The organism is Corynebacterium sp. NML130628, assembly GCF_001875665.1.
Taxonomy (GTDB): Bacteria; Actinomycetota; Actinomycetes; order Mycobacteriales; family Mycobacteriaceae; genus Corynebacterium.
Genome location: NZ_MLAL01000023.1, coordinates 79,047 through 94,309, shown reverse-complemented (window position 1 = coordinate 94,309; position 15,263 = coordinate 79,047). Strand labels below are relative to the sequence as shown.

Here is a 15,263-nt window from a genome sequence, read left to right as displayed (position 1 = left end):
CGGGCCGGGTTTTTCTTGCAAGAAAACCTAAACGGCTACTTCTTACGCTTCTTCGGCAGCGCCATCAACGCCGCGCCCATCGAAACGAGCCAGGAATCCTTCGCCAAGGAAAGACCATCGTGGGAAGGGCGGATGCCGTCGTCTTCAGTCATGGCGTCGTTGTTGAAATACATCGTCAACAAGCCTGCTCCAAAGGAGCCAAGGGCCACACCGGCAAGGCGGTTGCTCACAAAGGGGGCAAGCAGCGCGCCAGCAACCGCGGCCTCAGAGACAGCGAGACCCTTTCCGAACTGCTCCGGATCCAGCTTGCTCAGTGCAGGGATGCCGCTAGCCGCCATCCCCTGGAGACCCTCAGCGGCCTCGCGGTTGAGGCCGAACTTTCCCAGGGCAGAGTTCAAAATGAAAAGCCCCGTCGGTACGCGCAGGGCAACGGATGCAAGCTTCGCAGATGTAGACATAGTGTTCTCCTTCGTTAGTAGTGAATCACCAAACGTGTTGACGTATCAACAATGGGGCGAGTCTACCAGTCGAAGAACACACTCGCAGTAGGGGAGCGCACCACACTCGTGAACTTCAAACAGGCTTCCGACAAATTGAGGCAAAAACCCAGGTCGTGAAAAGTTGGTTGCGCCTTTTATCACTCGCGCAATCCTGGTGACACCACATTCCTTCACGAAGGGCCGGCGACCTGGGGAAATGCCGAGTCACCTTCCCGAAAGCAGGAATTTGGTGTCCCCACCAGGAAACTCGACACCAAATTCCATCGCGGGCAATCTGCGACCTGGGAGAACACAAAACCGCACCTAGAAAAACAGGAATTTGGTGCGCCAACAGCGCCCCGCCAAGAAGCAAGAGCCCCTACAGGGCGAGCTCTGGGTGGATGTCCTTGTCGTTGAGGATGCGGCGCTTCCACATGCCCCACGCGCCGATCAGCCAGGAGGCGACGGCCAGGAGGGACAGCACAATGATCGCGCGCAGAAGGCGCGGGTCTTCGGCATGGGTGCCGAAGAAGGCGACGCGGATCATGTCCACGGTGAAGCGCATTGGGTCCCAGTCGTGGACCCACTGGATGAACCCTGGCTGCACTTCGGGCGGGTAGAGGCCGTTGGATGCCACGAGCTGTAGGGACATGAGCGCCATGGTGACGAGTCTGCCTGTGGCGGGGCCGAAGACCATGTTGATGGCCAGGATGATCGACATGAACACCCAGGAGCCGAACCACAGCACGCCAAACAGCCCCAATGGGTGCTTCGGTTCGACGCCGATCGCGACGACCTGTACGAGCCACAGCAGCACAGCTTGCACGAAGCCGACGATAAAGGAGGGCAGCAGGGTGTGGCCGAGCATGCGGAAGGGGTTGGTGCCGGAGTCGATGACGCGGCGTGAGAACGGCGCGAGGATCATGTAGAGCACCAGGCCGCCGATCCACAGGGAGAGCGAGAGGAAGAAGGGGGAGAGGCCCTTACCGAAGAAGGTGAGTTCGTCGCCGGTGTTGTTGTGGACGACGGGGTTGCCGGCGGCGTCGGTGGCTTTCTCGAGGCGTTCGCCTTCCCAGGTCGGGGCTTTGTCGGCACCTTCGTTGAGTTTGAGGCTGAGTTCGCCGGTGCCGTCGCTGAGGGTGACGAGGCCGTCGTTCAGCTCGTTGAGGCCGACGACGAGCTGGTTGGAGCCGCCGGCGAGTTTGGAGGTGCCGTCGGCTGCGGCGTTGGCTCCCACGACGAGGCGGGAGGAGCCGTCTTTCAGCTTGCCGACGCCCACAACCAGCGTGCCGGAGCCGTCGTGCAGCATACGCAGCCCCTGGGCTAGTGTCTGCGCGCCGGCGGCGGCTTGGTCCATGCCGGCGCGGTATTTGGCGGTGGGGTCGTTGAGCTGTGTGGACAGTTCGTGGGCGCCGTTGCGCAGTTTGGTCAGGTCGTTGATCATCTGCGGGTTCATGGCGACGAACTGGTCTCCGTTGAGCTGAGCTTTCAGGCCGCGGGCCTGGTTGGCCAGGTCGGAGGCGCCGGGGACGGGGGTGGCGTCGAGTTGGCGGATGGCCTGGTCCAGGGTGGCGTTGATGCTGTTGAAGGTGTTCTGGGCCACGTTAAGCTGGTCCGTGATGGAGGTCAGCTTGCCTACGCCGCCGGCGATGGCGGCGGCGCCGGCGCCCAGCTGGTTGGTGCCGTCTTGGAGGGCGGAGAGGCCGTCGGCAAGCTTGTTGGCGCCTTGGGATGCCTCGCCGAGCTTCTCGTTGAGGGTGTTGGCGCCCTGCTGGAGTTCGCCGATGCCGGAGTCGAGCTGCTGCGCGCCGTCTGCGAGCTTCTTGACGCCGCTGTCGAGCTCCCCGACGCCACCGTCGAGCTTGCCGGCGCCGTCCTTGAGCTTGCCGCTGCCGTCTTTGGCTTTGTTGGCGCCGTCGTCGAGTTGGCCGGCGCCGTCGGCGGCCTGCACCATGCCGTCGTGGATGGTGTTGAAGCCGACGAAGAGCTGGTTGACCACCTCTTTACTCACGCTCTCCGAGATGACGGAACTCATGATCATGGTCACCTGGTTGCCGAGCATGGTGGGGATGAACCCGTTGGTCTCGTTGAGGGAGATGTTGAGTTTCGCCTGGTGAGGGTTGTCGGACTTGACGGATTCGGCGGCTTCGGAGAAGTCGCTGGGGATCTCTACGCCGAGGTAGTAGGTGCCGTCGGCGACCCCGCGTTGGGCTTCCTCCGCGCTGACGAGGCGGAAGTCCATGGGTTGCTCCTCCATGAGCTCTTCGACGACGGTGAGGCCGTGCTCACCTTCGTCCGAGTTGACTAGGGCGACGGGCATCTTGTGCAGGTTGCCCAGCGGGTCGTAGTAAGACCAGACGAACAGCCCGCCGAAGAGCAGCGGGATGAGCGTGATGGCGATGATGGCGAGCGGCGGCAGTTTGCCGTGACCGAACTTCCGGAAGTTGCTGCCGATGTGCAGCCCTGCGATCATAGCTCCTCCTTGTTCACGCTGTTGACCAGCACTGGTTTGAGTTCTGCGACGTCACGCAGGTTGTCGATGAATTCTTTGCGCAGTTCGAAGTTGCGCAGCTGGTCGGGGTCGTCGACGATGATGAGCGGCGCGTCAGGCCGCGCGATGAGCGCGAGCAGCACACGCAGCCGCATCCGGTCGACGATGCCGAGGTCGCCGATGCCGAGCTTCAGCTTGTCCTCGTCCAGGTCGAATTGCAGTGGTTCCAGCCAGGGTTCGACGAGTTCGTGGCCGAGCAGGTCACGCGGGATGCGTCGGTAGAACGGCAGCTCCCAGGAGATTTGCTCCCGGATGATTTCCTTTGTGGGAACGGAGCGCTCGACGGAGTCGATAAGCGGGATGCCGGCCAGGGCGATCTCGGAGAAGCGCTGGCGGGCGGTGGTGGGCTCGTCGAAAAGTTCGATGGTGCCGCTGTGCGGTTCGTAGCGTCCGGCGAGCGCCATGCTCAGCGTGGACGCGCCGGACTCGCGCGGCGAGGTGACCAGCGTGAACCCTTCGCCAACCTCGAGGTTGACCGGGTTGTTCCCTGGGCGCACGACGACGTCGACGGCTCGTAGGATGCAGTCCATTGAACACCTACTTTGGTTGATTTTCGTTGCAGAATGGTACTAAGCGTAGGATTGACTATCAGTTAATGTCAAGCGGAAAGGAAGCACCATGCGGGCCGATGCGAGGCAGAAGCGCGAACAGCTGATCCGGGCAGCAGTGGAGAACTTCCGAACCCGCCCAAACTCGGAGGTCACGCTCGGGGAGATCGCGGAGCACGCAGGCGTGGGCATTGCCACGCTGTACAGGCATTTTCCGACGCGCGCCGACCTCCGCCAGGCGTGCGCCCTTGAGTTCATTGACGTGCTCGACGCGAAGCTGGAGGACACGCTGGCCAAGTTTGAGGCCGCGCCGGAGGAGCAGTGGCGCGCCTTTATCTGGGCGTGCGTGGACTCCGGGATCGGCATGCTGGTGGCGGCCCTGGCGGACGAGCCGCCGCACGCGCTAGAGCCCACGGTGGGGCAGCGCCGCGATGAGTTCTTCGCGCACGTCCAAGAGCTGCTGGACCTCGCCGCACCCCACGGCCTTGTGGACCCAGCGCTGACCCCCTCCGAGATCGCGGCCGAGCTCATCGTGGTGACCCGCCCGATGAGCGCGAACCTGCGCGACCTCTTCCCAGACGTGAAGACCCGCCTGGTCAATCACCTGCTGCTGGCGTGGCGGGTGGACGCCAACTAGCGGCTACTTCGTAGCGCGGCGCTGGTCGCCGTCGAGTGCGTCGAGGGTGCCGAACTGGTCGTCGGCGGAGTCGGTGGAGTACACCAGCGTGGCGGTGCCTGCAGTACCCTCAGCCGAGTCCTCGCGCAGCGCGTGCTTCGGCTCGTGGTTGCGCTCCTCGAGCTTTTCGCGCAGGTAGAACTCCCACAGTGCCCAGCCGCCGGCCGCGAGCGCGCCCGCACCCAGGGAGGCGAGCAGGACCTTCGAGCCGGTGCTGCGCTTGCGCGCTTCCTTCTTCAGCGCGATCTGACGAGCCTTGCGGTCAGGGGCGGTCGCGGCGTGGAGGGCGCGGCGGGCGTCGATACGCGCGTGGCTGGCTCGGGTGACTTTGCCTGCCTGCTGGCGTGCGGCGTCGTAGATCCCCTCAAGCTGTGGGACGTCGGCGAGGTCGTGGAGGCCGTCGATGTTGTCGTCCTTGATGGCTTCGGTGAGGGCTTCGTAGACGTCGCGCTGCTGCTTGCTGTTGAGTTCGCGGAAGTAGTTCCAGGCGCCGCTGATGCCGCGCAGTGCGAGTCGTGCAGTGGTGAGGTTCATGTGTGCTCCTTCGTTGTGTTCTCTCTCAACCACCCTAGCGGGAGGCACCGACATGTGCCTCTACTCCGGGTGTCTCGGATAAGCACCAGACGAGGGGCGTGGAGGGTCGTGTACGCTGTACACCATGACTCAAAAGACGCAGACAATGACGTTCCACACCAACCACGGCGACATCAAAGTCGACCTGTTTGGTAACCACGCCCCACACACCGTCGACACCATCACCGGCCTGGCGAAGGGCACCCTCGACTACTCCACCAAGAACGCCTCCGGCACCACCGAAGGCCCCTTCTACGACGGCGCCATCTTCCACCGCATCATCCCCGACTTCATGATCCAGGGCGGCGACCCAACCGGCACCGGCACCGGCGGCCCAGGCTTCCAGTTCGCCGATGAGTTCCACCCAGAGCTGCAGTTCGACCGCCCATACCTGCTGGCCATGGCCAACGCCGGCCCAGGCACGAACGGCTCCCAGTTCTTCATCACCGTCGCCGAGACCCCGTGGCTGAACAACCGCCACACCATCTTCGGCGAGGTCACCGATGAGGAATCCCGCAAGGTCGTCGACGAGCTTTCGAAGGTCGCGACCGGCCGTATGGACCGCCCTGTCGAGGACGTTGTGATCAACTCCGTCACCGTGGAGTAGTCACTGACTGCTTGCCCCTTGGGCCCCGCCTTTTTCGGCGGGGCCTTTGGCTTGTTTTGGGTGCTGAGTGCTGTGAGTGACAAAAGACGCACCTCATAACGTCCTGCCTATTGCTGACCAGGCGTTTTGCCGGGGCCTGTTGCACCAAATTCCCTCTCCCTCGAATCGTGACCTGGGAAAACTCCGAGCGGCCCAGGGGGAATCAAGGAATTTGGTGCGTAGGCAAAACGTCCAGACACCAAATTCCCGCTTTCGAGCAGCACGATTCACAAAAGCCCAGCGCGTCGATTTGACGATCAAGACAGTCTTCTGACTCCTAAGTCGGTGTCGGAGCGCGACATCAACTTAAACTGTCGGTGAGGGTTGGTCAGCCCGCCGCTGGCTGTGTTTCCTGGTCGCATAGCCCTTTTGGCTTATGGGTCATGTTTCTTGGGCAACAACGAATCTACATCGGATAAATACCCAGAATTCGCTGCCACAAGGGCCGGTTTTGACGCGCTTCGAGTTTCTTGGCGTACTCTTGCAAATCGCGACTAGCTTTCGCTTGCGTGATTGGCAATTGCTCGATCATTCGCTTATGGGACTCGGTCAGTGGATACTTCCGCTCTGCCATTGCCTGATTAGTCATCAGCAGGCTCCTTCCCATCCTTGTCATGACCTAGTACGGATAATAGTAACAAAAGTTCTAGGTCTGAAACCTTGCTCTTCGAAGCGGTATCCTGCGAAGAAATTGAATTCTTCGGGTTAAAGTTCTTGTCATATTCAAGAATAGCGCGAGTAAAACCGATATCCTCCGAGGATTTCAACCCTGACTCCAGCATGGGCGTCAGAAAATGCCAACCTGCATTCTGCTGTGCGGGATTTTCTGCAAGTGTCATATCGATCGCCCACTGAACACGTTCATAGTACGCAGAGCGGTCATCGGCATTTGATTTCTGCGACAGAGACTTGGTGGCGATACCTAGCGTGAGTACTGCGGCGGCAGCAGCGGGTATTGCCCCTCGATATGCAAATATTGCGGCAAGAGATTCCTGCCAGGGCTTTTCCCAAAATACCACCAACCCCCAGTGCACCATGGCAAGGAACGACACGAAAGCAACGAGCAGAGCGGCAATGACTTGCGTGTTATTCCATTCAGCCCTGAAATTAATGTTCATTTTTCGCACGAGAATAAGGCTATCACTCGGATTCCTCCTGCTCACGTGGTTTCTACGTGCCTTACATTCACACGATTTCAAGATCTGTTCCGGACCTGTTTAGAGGTGAGATTGGGGCGGAGAGGGCCAACAGTCCTGAAAAACAGCTAGACCCCCATATTCCGCATGTGCGGTGGAGGTCTGCAATACAGAGTATTGCATAAATTGGCGTGGCTGTGTTTTTGCGAGGGGGTGTGCACCAAATCCCCGTTTTTTCAGCAGAGCGGTTCGCAAAAGGCCAGGTCGCTGAGGGGTCTGTGAGGGAATTTGGTGCAGTCCGCCGTTGAAGTGGGGAACTTTTTCACGGCTGAGCCCCGAAACCACCACTTACAACTTGCATTTCCCCAGCACCAACCCCTAGAAGCTGCCGGACCCACCTGCGGCGGAGAACCCCGAGCTGAACGTGGTGTTCACGCTGCCCGAAGAGGAAGAGGCAGCGGCTGATTCCGCGGCGGCGACGTTGGTGTTGTGCCAGGACTGCATGGCAACGAATGGGACGTAGGTGGGGTACCAGTAGTCCTTGTCGTAGATGGTTGGGGCGCTGAGTTCGTGGCGTTCTTTGACGTCGCTGAACTCTCTGGTTTTGATGGCGTCGAGGGTGAGTCGGTAGTCGGCGAGGAGGCGGAGGTAGTCGTCGAGGAAGGTGGGGCTGGTGGGTTCCCGGTCCAGGTCCCGCACGCGTTCTTCTAGGGAAGTGAGTTCTTGGCGGAGGCGGGCGTCGTCAATGCTGAGGCGTGCCTGGGTGATGTCGTCGCTGAGGCGGGCGAGGTCGGTGCGGCGGGTGGTGGCGTCGCCTTGTTCGATGTTGAAGAGGCGGTTAATGTTGTCCTCGGCGTGGCTGGTGTGGGTGAGGGTTTCGGCGGCGTCGGCGAGTTGTTTGCGGGCGCGGTATGCCTGGGTGTTGTCGTTGATGTTGATGCTGCCGATGCCGCCTGCGCCGGAGACGGTGTCGTGGAGTTTGAGGAAGCGGTCGCGGACTTCGCCCCATTGACGACGCAGCTCCGCATCCGCAAATGCGCTGGTCAGCGAATTGGCGCGGACGTTGATGCCGTCGAGGCGTCCGGCGAGGTCGGCGTATTCTTTGGTCACTAACGCGTAGTCCTCCCGTGCCTGCTCCACCAAGCGGCGGCGCCGGTTGCGCCGTGCAACGCCAGCGGCGCCAATGACGCCGGCCAACGACCCGGACACTGCGCCTGCGCCGATACCGGACCCGATCCGGTCGTCGACGGCGGATTGGTATCGCTCTTGCTGCAGCCGGTTGGTGTCCATGGCTAGGCTCGCGCCGGCGAAGAGGGCGGCGGGGACGTTGTTGCTTTGCAGCCCGGGGACCATGGCGTCGATTACTGAGGGGGTGCGGGATTCGCTGTCCAGCCCGAGGACCGCGTCGACGTCGTCGGCGGCGTAGATTGCGTGGTGACGGTGCGCCATGTCCACGGCGAGGACGAGGGTGCCGTCGCGGAAGCCGTGTTTGTCCAGGATGTCGTCGGGGTAGTGGGCGCGGAAGTATTCCTCGATGGTGTCGTTGATGTTCTCGCGTGTGTTCTCGGCGTTGTTGAACGCGAGGATGTGGATGGTGCGCACGACCTCCGGATAGGTGATGCGCTGTAGGTTGCTTTCAAGCTGGGCCTCATCGGCGGGGGTCAACAGCCCGTCGGGGTTGGTGAGGATGAGATCGGCGGGCTCGGCGGTGGTGGCGATGGCGTAATGTGCGGGGTCGGGCTCGTCGATGGTGGCGTAGGTGCCTGCGCCGATGCCACCGCCGATCAGCAGTGCCGCCGCGCCAACGCCGAGGATTTGTGCCCATTTGCTCATGCGCCTGATTTTATAGAAGTTACAAAGTGCGTGTTAACGCTGAAGATAACGTTCAGCGAGCACTCGCGTTGTCGATAAATGTTGCTTGGTGATGTCGACTGCACGTTGTACATCCCCGGTTTCGAAAGCCGAGACGAGTTGGTAATGCTCGTTATTCGATTCGGGCATCTGGTCGGGATGCTCAAAAATTGACATTGCTACGTAGGGAGCTGCAGCTGATTGCAATAGACTGGCAACGCGGAAAGTCCAAGAACCGTCGTCTTCGAGAAGCAGGGCATGGAACCGCGCGTTGAGGTCGATAAACTCTGCTGTTTGCGCAGGACCAAGCTGGCTCATCTGCTCGCAGATTTCACGAGCTTCGTTCGCGGTATTCTTAGTGATTTTCGCGAATGCGCGTTTGACTGATAATGGTTCGATGAGTCGACGCATTTCGTAGATCTCATTGAGTGCATCGAGTGATAACAGGGCAACCTGAGCACCTTTATGTGGAGTACTGTCGATGAGTCCCTCTTGCGCAAGGCGACGAAGTGCTTCCCTAACTGGGGTAACAGAAATCCCGAGTTCTTTCGAGAGTTCAACCTGTTTCAGACGTTCACCTGCTGGTAACTGGCCGCTCATAATGAGTGCCTTTAGCTTCTCATACGCAGCGCCGGCCTGCGTCTGATTGTCTAGTAAAAATTCAGATTTACCCATCGACTTCCTTATTTTAAGCAGCAAGTGGCTAGAATCAAGAATAAATTTTAGCCACTTGAATGCTATCTGAAATATGTATCGGGGAAGTTAAACATCGATGGCTTTGAACAGCGCCGCTAGTTTGGCATTGGTTGTTCCTGATTGAAGTGCCGCCCACAAGAGTAAACGAGCTTTCCTTGCAGAAATGAAACCAGCCAAGATTGCGCCTCTATCGATCAGATCTACTTCAGCGCCTGGATAACTGTAGGTGTGCGTTCCTGTACTCCCACCGGGGCTCCTAGTTGCGACAACGACCGGAATACCTTGTTGAAGTACTTGCTCGAGTGCGGGGATCATGCGCTCAGGTATGTGTCCCATCCCTGGACATGATAGTACGATTCCCTGGGGTGAGGCGGCTGCCAGTAGGGAGAGATACGCTGGGTTGGTGTCGATTCCAATTTCGAGTATGGGGATGTCGATTGGCTCTGGGCGCTCTGGAAGAACGAAGGTCTGCCTGTTCGGTCGTGGTTGATGGACAGTCCTAATGTTTTCTTCGAGGATCCGTGCAATTGGTCCCCAACTAGGGCTTTGAAACGTCCATGTCGTGTTTGCGTCTGTCTTGGTTACAGATTTTGCTTGGAAGATTGCGTCGTCAAGACATACACACACTCCAAAGTCCCGCAAAGTAGGGTCAGCGGCGGCCAAGATTGAGTTGTACAAGTTTGCAGGCCCATCTGCGCTTACCGCCGTAGCTGTTCGCATTGCGCCGGTGACGATAAGTGGTTGGCTATGAGCCCAAAGAAGGTCGAGCAGAAAGGCTGTCTCTTCGAGTGTGTCTGTACCGTGTGTAAGCACGACACCTGCAGCGCCTTCCTCCACGCATCCTTCCGCGAAGCGTTTCGCTTCCAGGATGTGCTCAATAGTTACAGAGGGGGAAGCGACATTTGCAATAGTCTCAGCGTCTATTAATGCGTGGTTCTTGATCGCGGGAATCGCTGAAATGAGTTGTTCTGCTCCGAATGCCGGCTGTGCTCCTTTCACTTCGCTATGTACTTCAGCCATGGCGATTGTTCCGCCGAGTGCGCCAACTCCAACTCTGGGTAGCGTTGCATTTGCCTTCGTCGACATGTTAAAAGCCTCCAATCAGCACAGCGATGAGAATGACTACGGCCAGACCGGCCAATTGGCTTGGTCGTTGGAACTTGTTGGCTTCTTTGAGGTCTGATCCTGGAACCACGGGGACTGTTGTGGCCAAAGCTGCAACTGGACCACCTGTGAGGAAGTACTGCATTACAGCGGTTGGTCCGCAAGCTGCTGCGGCGAGCGCCAGCGCATTGACATCGCCAGTTTCCATAGCCAGGCCAACGAATGGAAGAATAATCGCTGCAGATGCACTATTGGACTGAGTCAGGAGACCTGCAATTGCTGAGATGATCGCTACGGTTAGAATCGGCGCTGCGTTTAAAGCAGGAGAGAACCAGTCTGCCAGAAGTTCTGTAATGCCAACTGCCTTAATGACCCCGGACATGAAGAGAAATGAGACAGTTGCAATCAAAGGAACGGCGACGCGTTTCACAGACTCTAACATGGAGGCTTCGGCTTCCATGGGATTGAGACGAGCGAGCAGCATTACCAAGATGCTTACTGCGAAACCAACGAGGAATACCGGGTAGCCAAGTGAAAAACCGATAACTAGCAGGACGAATGGTAGGAGGACGAACCAAACGCTCGGTTCTCCTTCTTTTCGTGCGAAGCCTTCGAGCGCGTCTAACCCAGCTGATTTTGCGTCGCTTTCCGTAGCCTTGAGCGATGCCCTCATTCGGATGAACGAGACCGCAAAAATTGTGCTGGCAGTAACAAGACCAATGAGATTGATGGCACCGAATTTGATACCCACGAGTGCCATCACTGCGAGGAGCGTCGGGTGTGTGAAACCAGCGAAGTTTCCTAAGTGGCCGGCGTGAGCATGGGTTCCAGCAGATTGGCTTGGGTTGACCCCCAACTTAACGGAGGCGGGACCAGTGACAACAGCGGTAATGGCAGGCTGAGTGAATCCAGTGAATCCGCCAATTACACCGGCTCCGAAACCGCCAGCTACAGCTACACCGGGGCCGCCTCCGAGCCGGTTACCAACGCGAATGATCGCATTTACGAGGATGTTCAGATATCCGGCATATTCCATTACACCGATGAATAAAAGTACGCCAGCCATGTCGGCGATCACGGGGTTTAACCCGCCGAGTACGAGTTCTTTGAGCGATGTAGCGCCATCTTCGGCCAGAACTGGGATACCAAATACGAGTGCTGCAAGGGTTGAGCCAATGACGGCTGTCGTATATAGGGGTGTCCTGCCTAACAGCATTAATATCAGGGTTGCTGCCATCAGTAGTTGAGCTAACGTGGCCATGCCTTTCTCCTTCCATAAGAAGCGTCATCTTTTTACAATATATATTGTATATAATCCCGTATTGGTCATAGATACGTCTGAATGTGTGTTTAGTCACTGATTTTGGTGGCTGCGTGTATGGGGAAAAAGTACGTTGATCAAGAGGGAACAAAGGGATGAACCCGGCGGAACCTACCCGGCGCTCGGCATGGCGGTGTTGTTGAGCTGCTCGAGGCTGTCGCGCAGTTGCAGGACAACGGCGACGTTTTCGTGGAAGATGTCCATGATGGAGCCGTTTTCGTCGAAGGGCGGCTGGGTGAGTTCGTGTGCTTCGACGACGCCGTTGCGGGTCACTTCGCTGACCACGGTGTTGAGGAACGCGCGTTGTACGGAGTTCAGGTCGGTGGAGTGCAGTAGTTCTTTGAAGTGCGATTCAACAGCGGAGGCGTCCATCCCGACGAGTTCGCGCAGGAAGAGGCCAAGTTTGGCTTGGTGGGTGTCGGCGAGTTCGGCGGCGCCGTCGACGTGGGCGTTGAGTAGCAGCTCGCGCAGCTCGTCGAGGTCGTGTGTGCTGAGTTGTTGCGCGTTGCGGAGTTTGCGCAGCGCCAGGCTGGTGGTGTTGCCTTCGAGTGCGCGGCGGAGTTCTTCTTCGACGACGGAGCTTTCGCGTTGGGTGCCGCCGGTAGCCTGGAGCGTGCTGTGTTCGAGTTCGCCGAGTTCGTCTTCGAAATCGGTGATCACTACGACGCGTTGCGCTTTGTCGAGGAAGACGGTGAGCCCGCGCACGGTTTTGCGGACCAGTTCGAGTTCCTTGTAGGTCACTCCGTCCCACCACTGCGGGCCGGCGAGCGCTTCGAGGAGCGCCGCGTTGTTGGCAACGGTGGGGATGTTGGTTTTCTGCAGCAGCGCCTCGGCGATGCCGACGACTTTCTCTGCGAGCACGTCCCAGTCGCCACGCTCTTCGAACAGTCCGAGTTCGAGCTGGTAGATGAGGTAGTCGAAGCGCCGGGCTTGTTCTTTGTCGCCGGTCGCGGCGAAGGGCAGGGGCGCGAGCGCGGTGACGGCTTGTTGGTGGGTGTCGGCGTCGGCGGTGAGCCAGGGGGTGGCGTCGCTAAATAGTTCGAGGTAGGCGCGTGCTTCGGTGGGCACGAGGATGCTGCGGTGGGGCACGCTGCGCACGGCGTCCGAAAGATGCTTTGCGACGTCCCCTCGCACCTCTTCCGTGGCCGTCAGCAGTAGGCGCGCGCGGGTGGTGAAGCTGCGCTGCGACAGTGAGATCTGGTTCGAGCCTTCCGTGGTGTTGGTGGTGCCGCTGAATTGGCGCACGTTGTCGCAGTAGTCGAAGATGTAGAAACACGTTTTGTCCACGGCGGGGCCGAACAGGTCAGGGCGCAGGCGGGTCCCGCGGCCGACCATCTGCCAGAACTTGGTGGGGGAGTAGACGGGTTTGAAGAACACCAGGTTGACCACCTCGGGGACGTCGATGCCGGTGTCGAGCATGTCCACACTGATGGCGATGTCCAGGCCGGAGTCGGGCTGCTTGAACTCGGCGATGAGTGCTTCCGCGTTGTACACGCCGTGGGTGATCACCTCGGCGCGGGTGGCGGTGGTCGGGAAGATGGCCCGGTACTCGTCGGCGATGAGGCCTGCGTGGGCCTGGTTGCGGGCGAAGATGATGGTTTTGCCCAGGCGGTCCGCGCCGTCAACCTTCAACCCCTTGCTGATGACCTGCCGCAACACCTTTCGGATCGTGTCCCGGTTGAGCAGCTTTGCGTTGATTTCGGCGGCGTTGACCTCCTGGGGTGCGGCGAGTGGGTCGCCGTGTTCGTCGACACCCCATTCGGCGTTCTCCCACTCCAGCTGCTCTTCGGGGGTGAGTTCCCCGTAGGAGATGCCGCGGCGCATGAAGGCGGTGCTGCCGGAGAACACCTCGTAGGGCACCAGGTTGCCTTCCTCGATGGCGCGGTGCAGGCTGTAGTAGCCGGTCGGGGTGTCGGGCTCGCAGCCGAAGAAGGTGTAGGTGTCGTGGGAGAGGTTGCTGCGCGGGGTGGCAGTCAGCCCGACGACGAGGGCGTCCAGGTAGTCGAAGATGCGCTCGTAGCGCTGGTAGATCGACCGGTGGGCCTCATCGACGATGATGAGGTCGAAGTCGAAGGAGTTGAAGCGCTGGCCTTCGCCGATCATGCCGATCATCGTCTGGTAGGTGTTCACGTACACCTGGCCCTCGCCGGCGGGGTTGGTGGTCAGGTTGACGGGCACGGCCTCGGCGAGGTGCTCGTTGAACGCCGCGTGCGCCTGCGTGACCAGGGCTTTCCGGTCAGCGAGGAAGAGTACGTTGCGGATCCAGCCGGCCTCCAACAGCATGGACACCGTGGCGATGGAGACGCGCGTCTTGCCCGTCCCCGTCGCCATGACCAACAGTGCGCGGCGCTTACCTTTGCCGAATGCTTCCGCGACCGACTGGATCATCTCCAGCTGGTACGGCCTGCCGGCGATCTCGGTGATGGTGGCGCTGTGCGCACTGAGGGGTTGGCGTTTGTCGCGCCGGGCGATGAGCGCCTCCATCGCACGCACTGTTGGGTAGGACTCAATAGTGCGGGTTTCGTAGCCGACACCGCCCGGCAGGTTGGCGTCGTGATCCCAAAAGCGCACCGCATACCCGGTGGTGTAGAAAATGAGCGGCACGCGCCCGGTCGCCTCCCCGATGGCGTCGGCGTAGATCGCGGCCTGCTGGCGGCCGTCGTTAATATTGCGGCTGGCTTTCTTCGCCTCCACAACGGCGATGGGCACACCCTGTGCATCCAGCAACACATAGTCCACCTTCATGCCCGCCACCGGGTACTCCTCGATGAGCGTGCGGCCGCGCACAAACCCGGCCTCCTCTAACATCGGGGTGATGATGTCGCGGCGCGTCTGCGCCTCATCCACCGCCAACTGCGGAGCCGGAGGCGTCAGCTTCTCCTGCTGCTCGCGGATCTGCTCCCGCAGCTTCGCGATCTCCTCCTCATACCCCGCAGCCTTTTCCAACTCCCGCTGTTGCGCCTCATCCAGCTGCAGTTTGTACAGGTCAGCCTGCTCCCGCGCGGATTTCTCCTTCGCCGCCAGCACCATCATCTGCCGCTGGTTCAACGCCGCCTGCCGCGGCGCCTGCTTCAAGATCTCGACGTCAAACGGCGCAATCCCCCGAATCGCCTTCCCCGAGAAGTGCGTGGTTGCGAACACCATCACGTCATACAGGTGCTTCAACGTCTGCAGCGCCTCGTCACTGGTGATGTGGGCGTCGCTATGCACCGCCGTGTTGCCGGCCTTGCGCAGAATGTGCATCTTGGAACGCACCGTCTCCGGCAGTAGCCGTGAAAAGTCCGGGTTCGTCAGCGTATCGAAGATGTTGGACTGCTTCTCCAACCCATTCAGCGCCGCGATATGCCCAATGACCTGCTCCAACACGAAGCGGGATTGGAACATCGAGGCGCGCGGGTTTGTTAGCGCGGCATCCTCCGCATTGCGACACTCAATGATGAGCTGGGGCCATACCTGCCCAACGAAGCCAAAGTTGGACGGACGTGGAGTGATGCTCACCTGATCGCCTTTCTTCCCGGTGTGCTCGTTCGCCTGCGCGTTATTCTATACCGTTGGGTTGTGGCTGGCGGCGGGTTGTAGTGCGGTAGCTGCGGGTGACGCCGGGAGAGCAGCACCAGATTCCGCCGTTCAGGAGTACTAGCCCTTTTGTGGCCTGCGGCGATGGAAATTGGGTTTTCAATTT

The 15,263-nt window shown here is 59.8% G+C and carries 13 protein-coding genes; 2 read left to right on the top strand and 11 right to left on the bottom strand.

Annotation, left to right across the window (positions count from 1 at the left end):
* Positions 1–35: 35 nt before the first annotated feature.
* The 3 genes from BJP07_RS06800 to BJP07_RS06790 form a co-directional block, all read right to left on the bottom strand.
* A complete protein-coding gene (locus BJP07_RS06800; RefSeq protein WP_071566740.1) occupies positions 36–458 on the bottom strand; it encodes a hypothetical protein in 423 nt (140 codons plus the stop codon).
* A gap of 400 nt (positions 459–858) precedes the next feature.
* Complete coding sequence (locus BJP07_RS06795; RefSeq protein ID WP_071566739.1) at positions 859–2,952, bottom strand: YhgE/Pip domain-containing protein; 2,094 nt, start codon at positions 2,950–2,952, stop codon at positions 859–861.
* The gene (locus tag BJP07_RS06790) at positions 2,949–3,560 is read right to left on the bottom strand and encodes a hypothetical protein (RefSeq protein ID WP_071566738.1); all 612 of its coding nucleotides are present in this window, start codon (positions 3,558–3,560) and stop codon (positions 2,949–2,951) included. The genes BJP07_RS06795 and BJP07_RS06790 overlap by 4 nt, the downstream gene beginning before the upstream one ends.
* Positions 3,561–3,648: 88 nt before the next feature.
* On the opposite strand from BJP07_RS06790, the gene BJP07_RS06785 reads away from it, so the two are divergent.
* Positions 3,649–4,215: a TetR/AcrR family transcriptional regulator gene (locus BJP07_RS06785; protein ID WP_071566737.1), complete on the top strand. Its 567-nt coding sequence runs from the start codon at positions 3,649–3,651 to the stop codon at positions 4,213–4,215.
* 3 nt (positions 4,216–4,218) lie between these two features.
* Here the strand turns inward: BJP07_RS06785 and BJP07_RS06780 are convergent, their stop codons facing one another.
* Entirely contained in the window at positions 4,219–4,788 is a 570-nt protein-coding gene (locus BJP07_RS06780) for a hypothetical protein (RefSeq protein WP_071566736.1), read from the bottom strand.
* A 124-nt stretch (positions 4,789–4,912) separates the two neighbouring features.
* On the opposite strand from BJP07_RS06780, the gene BJP07_RS06775 reads away from it, so the two are divergent.
* Complete coding sequence (locus tag BJP07_RS06775) at positions 4,913–5,434, top strand: peptidylprolyl isomerase (protein WP_071566735.1); 522 nt, start codon at positions 4,913–4,915, stop codon at positions 5,432–5,434.
* 445 nt (positions 5,435–5,879) lie between these two features.
* On the opposite strand, the gene BJP07_RS06770 is transcribed toward BJP07_RS06775, so the two are convergent.
* The 7 genes from BJP07_RS06770 to BJP07_RS06740 all read right to left on the bottom strand — a co-directional run bounded on the left by BJP07_RS06770 (position 5,880) and on the right by BJP07_RS06740 (position 15,079).
* Positions 5,880–6,062, bottom strand: coding sequence for a hypothetical protein (locus tag BJP07_RS06770; RefSeq protein ID WP_071566734.1), 183 nt, complete (start codon positions 6,060–6,062; stop codon positions 5,880–5,882).
* Positions 6,055–6,600 (bottom strand): hypothetical protein, encoded by a 546-nt coding sequence (locus BJP07_RS06765; RefSeq protein WP_143109693.1) that lies wholly within the window; start codon positions 6,598–6,600, stop codon positions 6,055–6,057. Before BJP07_RS06765 ends, BJP07_RS06770 begins: the two co-directional genes overlap by 8 nt.
* A gap of 387 nt (positions 6,601–6,987) precedes the next feature.
* Positions 6,988–8,442 (bottom strand): DUF5129 domain-containing protein, encoded by a 1,455-nt coding sequence (locus BJP07_RS06760; RefSeq protein ID WP_071566732.1) that lies wholly within the window; start codon positions 8,440–8,442, stop codon positions 6,988–6,990.
* Between the two features lie 33 nt (positions 8,443–8,475).
* On the bottom strand, positions 8,476–9,135 hold the full coding sequence (locus BJP07_RS06755; protein WP_071566731.1) for a GntR family transcriptional regulator: 660 nt from the start codon (positions 9,133–9,135) through the stop codon (positions 8,476–8,478).
* 87 nt (positions 9,136–9,222) lie between these two features.
* The gene (locus tag BJP07_RS06750) at positions 9,223–10,242 is read right to left on the bottom strand and encodes an asparaginase (protein ID WP_071566730.1); all 1,020 of its coding nucleotides are present in this window, start codon (positions 10,240–10,242) and stop codon (positions 9,223–9,225) included.
* A 1-nt stretch (position 10,243) separates the two neighbouring features.
* Positions 10,244–11,521, bottom strand: coding sequence for a citrate transporter (locus BJP07_RS06745; RefSeq protein ID WP_071566729.1), 1,278 nt, complete (start codon positions 11,519–11,521; stop codon positions 10,244–10,246).
* 171 nt (positions 11,522–11,692) lie between these two features.
* The gene (locus tag BJP07_RS06740) at positions 11,693–15,079 is read right to left on the bottom strand and encodes a DEAD/DEAH box helicase family protein (protein ID WP_083584139.1); all 3,387 of its coding nucleotides are present in this window, start codon (positions 15,077–15,079) and stop codon (positions 11,693–11,695) included.
* Positions 15,080–15,263: the final 184 nt, after the last annotated feature.

Bases quoted from the DNA above. Each gene is read 5' to 3' on its own strand.
- BJP07_RS06800 (WP_071566740.1), bottom strand. From the start codon at position 458: ATGTCTACATCTGCGAAGCTTGCATCCGTTGCCCTGCGCGTACCGACG.
- BJP07_RS06795 (WP_071566739.1), bottom strand. From the start codon at position 2,952: ATGATCGCAGGGCTGCACATCGGCAGCAACTTCCGGAAGTTCGGTCAC.
- BJP07_RS06790 (WP_071566738.1), bottom strand. From the start codon at position 3,560: ATGGACTGCATCCTACGAGCCGTCGACGTCGTCGTGCGCCCAGGGAAC.
- BJP07_RS06785 (WP_071566737.1), top strand. From the start codon at position 3,649: ATGCGGGCCGATGCGAGGCAGAAGCGCGAACAGCTGATCCGGGCAGCA.
- BJP07_RS06780 (WP_071566736.1), bottom strand. From the start codon at position 4,788: ATGAACCTCACCACTGCACGACTCGCACTGCGCGGCATCAGCGGCGCC.
- BJP07_RS06775 (WP_071566735.1), top strand. From the start codon at position 4,913: ATGACTCAAAAGACGCAGACAATGACGTTCCACACCAACCACGGCGAC.
- BJP07_RS06770 (WP_071566734.1), bottom strand. From the start codon at position 6,062: ATGACTAATCAGGCAATGGCAGAGCGGAAGTATCCACTGACCGAGTCC.
- BJP07_RS06760 (WP_071566732.1), bottom strand. From the start codon at position 8,442: ATGAGCAAATGGGCACAAATCCTCGGCGTTGGCGCGGCGGCACTGCTG.
- BJP07_RS06755 (WP_071566731.1), bottom strand. From the start codon at position 9,135: ATGGGTAAATCTGAATTTTTACTAGACAATCAGACGCAGGCCGGCGCT.
- BJP07_RS06750 (WP_071566730.1), bottom strand. From the start codon at position 10,242: ATGTCGACGAAGGCAAATGCAACGCTACCCAGAGTTGGAGTTGGCGCA.
- BJP07_RS06745 (WP_071566729.1), bottom strand. From the start codon at position 11,521: ATGGCCACGTTAGCTCAACTACTGATGGCAGCAACCCTGATATTAATG.